At 68.4% G+C, this 7,038-nt stretch carries 4 protein-coding genes; all 4 read right to left on the reverse strand.

Going from position 1 to position 7,038, the window contains the following annotated elements:
- Positions 1 to 300 precede the first annotated feature (300 nt).
- Complete coding sequence (locus A4R44_RS45055) at positions 301 to 1,491, reverse strand: low temperature requirement protein A (protein WP_067595773.1); 1,191 nt, start codon at positions 1,489 to 1,491, stop codon at positions 301 to 303.
- Between the two features lie 102 nt (positions 1,492 to 1,593).
- On the reverse strand, positions 1,594 to 2,394 hold the full coding sequence (locus A4R44_RS45060; protein ID WP_198545693.1) for a MerR family transcriptional regulator: 801 nt from the start codon (positions 2,392 to 2,394) through the stop codon (positions 1,594 to 1,596).
- A gap of 510 nt (positions 2,395 to 2,904) precedes the next feature.
- Positions 2,905 to 4,374 carry an MFS transporter gene (locus A4R44_RS45065; RefSeq protein ID WP_067595774.1) on the reverse strand — a complete coding sequence of 490 codons (1,470 nt, stop codon included), beginning with the start codon at positions 4,372 to 4,374 and terminating at the stop codon, positions 2,905 to 2,907.
- A partial coding sequence (gene dnaE, locus A4R44_RS45070; RefSeq protein WP_067595780.1) for a DNA polymerase III subunit alpha occupies positions 4,374 to 7,038 on the reverse strand: 2,665 nt, incomplete at its 5' end. The genes dnaE and A4R44_RS45065, both read right to left, overlap by 1 nt.

Consider the following 7,038-nt stretch of genomic DNA (forward strand, 5'->3'; position numbering starts at 1 on the left):
ACACCCAGAACCAACCAGGCCACGCTCGATGCGTTATTTCAAGCTTTTGTTTTTCCGGAGTCCAACTCTACACCCTGGGAAGCTCGACGCTTCGTCGGGGGCTGGTTCAGCTCCGGAGGTTTGGGACCACCCACTCTACCACTACTGTGGGAGCTTGGTTCGTGTTCCCGGCGGCCGCCCGGTCTCCCTGGCGACGAAGAGAACATTACACGCCCCGAAACAGCCCTCGAACAGGGGGTCCCTTTTTTTCGCGCCAAGCCGCTGACCTGCGTCGATCCGTCGGCTCCGGCCCGATGGCGGTCAGCCCGGCTCGCGCTCCCCGTGCGTCGCGATCACCGTGACCCCGACGAGGATCGCCGCGAGGACCGCTGTCACGTGGATCGGCGCCGGGCCGAACGACGCGGCGAGCACGAGCACCGCGGCCGCCGGGAAGCCGATCGCGATCGGACGGCATTCGTTGGTCGGGCCGATGTGCAGCAGCCACACGCTCAGCAGGAAGACCGCGACCGGGATCGTCACGGCCAGCGCGGTCACGATGCCGCTGACGTGCACCTGCCCGCTGTCGAAGCCGACCGCCAGTTCCAGGCCGGCGCCGACCGCCGCGGCCGATCCGAAGATCAGGTAGTGGCCATACCCCCAGCTCAACGCGGTCCACCGCGAGTTGCCGCGTTCGAGGCGGGCGTGCCCCGGCTGGTCGAAGTACAACCACCACATCGAGAACACCAGGACCAGGCCGGCGATGGCCAGCGACACCAGCTCCCCGGTGTGCTCGCCCTCCGCGATCCCCTCTTTCACCGCGTTGGTGGCGCTGAGCACGGTTTCGCCGAGCACGATCAGCGTGAAGAGCCCGTACCGCTCGGCGATGTGATGCGAGTGCCACGGCGTGGTCGTCCGCGCCTCCGCCACGGCGGGCACCGCGAGTTCCAGGATCAGGACGACGAAGAAGCCGACGAACCCCGCGGTGCCGGGCAGGGCCAGCCGGGCGATCCACAGAATCTGGCAGAGCGTGATGCCTGCCGCGTAGAAGTACGCGGTCGTGCGGATTTCCGGTGCTTGCCGCGCCGCGCGAAGCCACTGCGTGACCGCGGCCAGGCGCATCAGGACGTATCCGACGACCACGATCGTGAAGTCGCCGTCGAAGGCTTTGTCCACGCCGGCCGCGACGGTCAGGCCGCCGCCGATCTGGACGAGGGTGGCCAGCCGATAGGGCACGTCGTCGGTGTCGAACGCCGACGCGAACCAGCTGAAGTTCAGCCAGCCCCACCAGATCGCGAAGAACACCATCCCGAAGCTGAGCACCCCGTGCCCGACGTGCCCTTCGGAAAGCGCGTGGTGCAGCTGCGCGGCGGCCTGGCCGACGGCGACCACGAAACACAGGTCGAACAGCAGCTCCAGCGGCGTCGACGCGCGGTGTCCTTCGCTGGTGTCGCGTGGCCGCATCGGCCGGTACCACACCCGGATCCGGTTGCCCGGCAGCGACTCGTGGGCCATGTGCGCTCCCCTTTCCGCAGAACGCGGCCATCCCAGCATGATCGACGGCGCGGCGCGAGCGCGACCTCCCCGAGCAGCCGGAACCGGGTGAAACTGGACGCCTCAGCGCAGCCGGACCGCCAGTTCGAAGACCGGATCGTCGAGCCCGGCCTGTCCTGGGTCGCGCAGGAAGATCTGGCGCGGCTTCCAGTCGGCCCGCACGTCGTGGCCGGTCAGCCAGCGGTGCAGCGATTCGGCCCCGAGCGCGGTCATCATGTTCGCCTTCGCCACGGTGACGTACGCCTCGCGGCCCGCGGCGTCGGCGCTGAGCGTCATCTCCGGGAAGGAGACGTCCCCGTCGATCGGACAGCAGAATTCGACCAGCCCGTCGCTGTCATTGCCGATTTCGCCGTGGTAGCGCAGGAACGGCCGCCCGGCATCGCCTGGCGGGCGCGGGACCGCCGGGCCGCCGAAGAACGCGAACAGCGGGGCGGCGAATTCGCCGATCCGGTCGGCAGTCAGCTGCTCGGAGGCGACGAGCAGGGTGCGGGCGGGCATTTCGCGCACGGACACGTCGTACATCGGGGTTTCCTTCCCGGCCAGTCGGTCGAGGAAGAACCCGGCGAGTTCCTGCTTGGCGCGCCACTCCCGCTCCTGTTCTTCCCAGTACGCGCGGACCTCGGCCGCCGCGGCTTCCGGCGGCAGGTCGAGGACGGTCCGGATCCGCGGCAGCGGCATTTCGATCCGGCGCAGCTGGACGACGCGGCGCGCCCGGTCGAGCTGGTCCGGCGAGTACCAGCGGTAGCCGGTGTCCGGGTCGACGCGGACGGGCGGCAGCAGGTTCGTCTCGTCGTACAGCCGCAGCGCTTTGGGCGAAAGGCGGGCCAGGCGCGCGAACGCGCCGATGGTCAGCAGGTCCGTCATGGGTTCTCCCTCGTTCGGAACACCCTGAGCGTGGGGCCGGTCCCGAGGGGAAGGTCAAGCACGCAGCGCACCCCCGCGGGGAAGGCCAGGCGGCGCGGACAAGACGGCGGCCGGTCGAGGACCGGGGAGGGCGAGGACGGGCGGGCCCGGTTCCCCCTCGCCCGGGCCCGCCCTGTTGCCTTCGCACGCACTGGCCGGCCACTCCGGGCAGCGCCCCGGCGATTCGCCGAACGGTCCCCCGCGGACGCCGACGAATTTCGTACCGGGATGCGACTCCGGATGTCCATTCCCCGGAACTTCGGACTCCCAGGCCGCTCGGCCGATCGACCCATCCCCGGTCGATCGAACGGATTGCCACTGTAGGTAGCCAAAGTGCCGTTCTGAAGGCTCCATAAGGTCTACTCGGTTGCTCTGAGTAGCACTAGGGTCGAAGGTCACCTGTCACCCGGATGGACTATTACCTGATGGCGGTAAGTAGCTCACCGAGTAGGGAGAATCAGCGTTGCGTGGTCACGTTCGGTGAATATTCGCCGCGGACTGCGCCGCTTGCTGGTCCTCCGTCAGGATGGCACGCCGCCGGCGGGCGCGAAGTTCCAGGGTCGCGAAAGCCAGCGCGACGAGCGTGAGCCCGGCCGCGCAGCACATCGCCGCGGTGAGCGCGGTCTGGTGCCCGGCGGTCGCGACCGTCGATTCGAACACCGACGCCAGCACGGCCGTGCCGATCGCGGTGCCGATCCGCTGGCCGGTCTGCAGCGCGCCCCCGGCGACGCCGGCCAGCCGGTTCGGCACGCATTCGAGCGTGAGCGTCGTGTTCGGCGAGATCACCATCCCGCCGCCGATTCCGCCGATCAGCAGCGGACCGGCCACCGCGAATCCCGCGGCCGACGGCGGCACCAGCTGCACGACCAATCCCACCGACAGCAGCGAGAGCGCGACGATGCTCAGTCCCATCACGGTCAGCTTCCGGCCGAACCGGGCCACGAGCCGTCCGGCGACGGCCGCCGTCACGGCCGAACTCAGCGCGAACGGCGTGACCGCCAGCCCCGACTGCAGCGGCGTGTACCCGAGCCCCTGCTGGAAGAAGAGCGCGAACACCAGCCAGATCCCGGCGAACCCGCAGAAGTACAGCGCCCCGACCGCCGCGCCGCTCGCGTAGCCCGGAGTGCCGGTGAAGAGCCGGATGTCCAGCAACGGCGGCCGGTTCCGGCGCGTGACGCGCCGCTCCCACCACACGAAGGCGGCGCCGAAGACGATCGCCACCCCGAACAGCCACCAGAACCGGCCGAGCCCGCCCCGTTCGGATTGCACGAGCGGCAGCAGCACGCCGAGCACCGCGACGGCCAGCAGCACGATCCCGGTGAAGTCGATTTCCCCGCGCAGCCGGAGTTTCCGCCGGTCCGTCCTCGGCAGCAGTTTCATCGCGAGCCCGAACGCGATCGCGCCGATCGGCACGTTCACGTAGAACACCCACCGCCAGCCGTCCGGGTCGCCGAACAGCGCGAGGATCACGCCGCCGAGCACCGGCCCGACCGCGGTGGAGATGCCGACGACCGCGCCGAACATGCCGAACGCCCGGCCGCGCTCGGCGCCGCGGAACAGATCCTGGATCAGGCCGCTGTTCTGCGGCGTCAGCATGCCCGCGGCGCAGCCCTGGGCCAGCCGGGCGGCGACGAGGGTCGCCGGGTCGGGGGCCGCGCCGGCGAGCGCGCTCGTCGCGACGAACGCGGCCAGCGCGATCAGGAACATCCGGCGGCGGCCCAGCGCGTCGCCGAGCCTGCCGCCGGTGACCAGGACCAGGCCGAAGGCCAGCGCGTAGCCCGAGACCACCCACTGGATGGTGCCCGCGCCGGTGTTCAGGTCGCGCTCGATCGAGGGCAGAGCCGTGTTGACGATGCTGACGTCCAGCAGCGTCATGAACCCGGCGGTGAGAGTGACCGCGAGCGCCCGCCAGCGGCGGGGATCCGGCTCCGCCCCGGTCATCAGGTGTTGGCGGTGATCCCAGGGATGCCCTTGAGCTCACCGATGAGCATCGAACTGACCTTCACCGGGTAATCGTAAAGCGCGAAGACCGTCTGGTTCTTGCCGACGAGCTTGAGGTGCACCGGCGTATCGCCCTTGTGCGCCAGCAGCGTCGACTTCAGCTCGCTGACCACGGCCTGGTCGATTTTCTCGGCGGCGGCCAGCAGCACCAGCGGCGGTTCCTCGTCGCCGTTGCCGATCTCGGAGAGGTCCAGCGGCACCAGCCCGCCGCCGAACACCGACATCTTGTCCTCGCGCCAGTTGACCCGGCCCTTCACCAGCACCGCGTTGTCCTCGACCAGGTCCGCGGCGAACATCGAGTACGCCTTGGCGAAGAACAGCACCTCAAGCGCGGCGTCCATGTCCTCGACGGTGCAGATCGCCCACGGCTCGCCCTTCTTGTTGACCCGGCGTTCGAGCGAGGTGAGCAGGCCGGAGATGACGACCTCGCCCTCCTTCGGCGGGTCGGCGAGCAGCGCGGCGATCGGCTTCGGCGCGTGCTTGCGCAGGATGCGCTCGGCCCCGTCGAGCGGGTGCGCCGACACGTACAGGCCCAGCATTTCTCGTTCGTAGGCGAGGAGCTGCTTGCGCGGATACTCCTCCTCGCCGAACTTGAGGTGCGCGAGCGGCGAGGACGACGGCGCCGCCTCGGCCGAGTCGCCGTCGTCGGCTCCGAACGAGCCGAAGAGGTCGAATTGGCCCATCGCTTCCTGGCGCTTGAGCGGCACCACGGCTTCCACCGCGTCCTCGTGCACCTGGATCATCGACAGCCGCGAGTGCCCCATCGAATCGAACGCGCCCGCCTTGATCAGCGACTCGATCACCCGCTTGTTGCAGGCCACCAGCTCCGACTTGTCCAGGAACTCGGTGAACGAGGAGTACTTGCCCTTCTCCTCGCGCGTCTTGATGACCGACTCCACCACGTTCGCGCCCACGTTGCGCACCGCGCCCAGACCGAACCGGATGTCGTTCCCGACGGCCGCGAACCGCAACGCCGACTCGTTCACATCCGGCGGCAGCACCTTGATCCCCAGCCGACGGCACTCCGACAGATAAATCGCCGACTTGTCCTTGTTGTCCCCCACCGACGTCAACAACGCGGCCATGTACTCCGCGGTGTAGTTCGCCTTCAGATACGCCGTCCAGTAGCCGACCAGCGCATACCCGGCGGCGTGCGACTTGTTGAACGCGTAGCCCGCGAACGGGAGAATCGTGTCCCACAACGCTCGCACGGCCTCGCCGGAGAAGCCGTTGCCGATCATCCCGGCCCGGAAGCCCTCGAATTCCTTCTCCAGGACTTCCTTTTTCTTCTTGCCCATCGCGCGCCGCAAGACGTCCGCGCGGCCCATCGAGTACCCGGCGACCTTCTGCGCGATCTGCATGATCTGTTCCTGGTACACCACCAGACCGTGCGTTTCGGCGAGGATCTCGCGCAGCGGTTCCTCGAGTTCCGGATGGATCGGTTCGGCGGCTTGCCGCTTGTTCTTGCGGTCGGCGTAGTTGTTGTGCGTGTTCATCGCCATCGGACCCGGCCGGTAGAGCGCGTTGACCGCCACGATGTCCTCGAACCCGGTGGGACGCATGCGGCGCAACAGGTCCCGCATCGCGCCGCCGTCCAATTGGAACACGCCGAGACTGTCGCCGCGGACCAGCAGGGCGAAAGTTTCGGGATCGTCGGTGGCCAGCCGGTCGAGGTCGATGTCTTCGCCGCGGTTGGCTTGGATGTTGTCGATCGCGTCGCCGATGACGGTGAGGTTGCGCAGGCCCAGGAAGTCCATCTTCAGCAGGCCGATGGCCTCGCACGACGGGTAATCCCAGCCGGTGATGATCGAACCGTCGTCCCGTCGCCACAACGGAATCGCGTTCAGCAGCGGTTCGCTCGACATGATGACCGCGCAGGCGTGCACGCCCGCGTTGCGGATCAGCCCCTCCAGGCCGCGGGCGGTGTCGAAGATCGTCTTGCACTCTTCGTCGGTCTCGACCAGGGTGCGGACCTCCGCCGCTTCCGCGTAGCGCTCGTGCTTGGCGTCCACGATTCCCGACAGCGGAATGTCTTTGGCGGCCACGGGCGGCGGCAATGCTTTGGAAATCCGGTCCGCGATCGAATAGCCTGGCTGCCCGAAGTGGACTCTCGCGGAGTCCTTGATCGCCGCTTTCGTCTTGATGGTGCCGAAGGTGATCACCTGCGCGATCCGGTCGGAACCGTATTTCTCGGTGGCGTACCGGATCATCTCGCCGCGGCGGCGGTCGTCGAAGTCCATGTCGATGTCCGGCATGGACACCCGTTCCGGGTTCAGGAACCGTTCGAACAGCAGACCGTGCCGGATCGGGTCGAGATTGGTGATGCGGAGCGCGTACGCGACCAGCGATCCCGCCGCCGACCCGCGTCCCGGACCCACGCGGATTCCAGCCTCGCGGGCGTGCGTCATGAGGTCAGCCGTGATGAGGAAGTATCCGGGAAAACCTTTCTCCACAATGACTTTGAGCTCGTACTCGGCGCGCTCCCGGTACTCGCCGGGCACTCCGTCCGGCAGCCGGTGCTCAAGGCCGGACATCACTTCATGGTGCAGCCAGGTGGCATCGGTGTGGCCCGCGGGGACGTCGAAGACCGGCATCCGGTCCTTG

It is taken from the genome of Amycolatopsis sp. M39 (assembly GCF_001651785.1).
Taxonomy (GTDB): domain Bacteria; phylum Actinomycetota; class Actinomycetes; order Mycobacteriales; family Pseudonocardiaceae; genus Amycolatopsis; species Amycolatopsis rubida.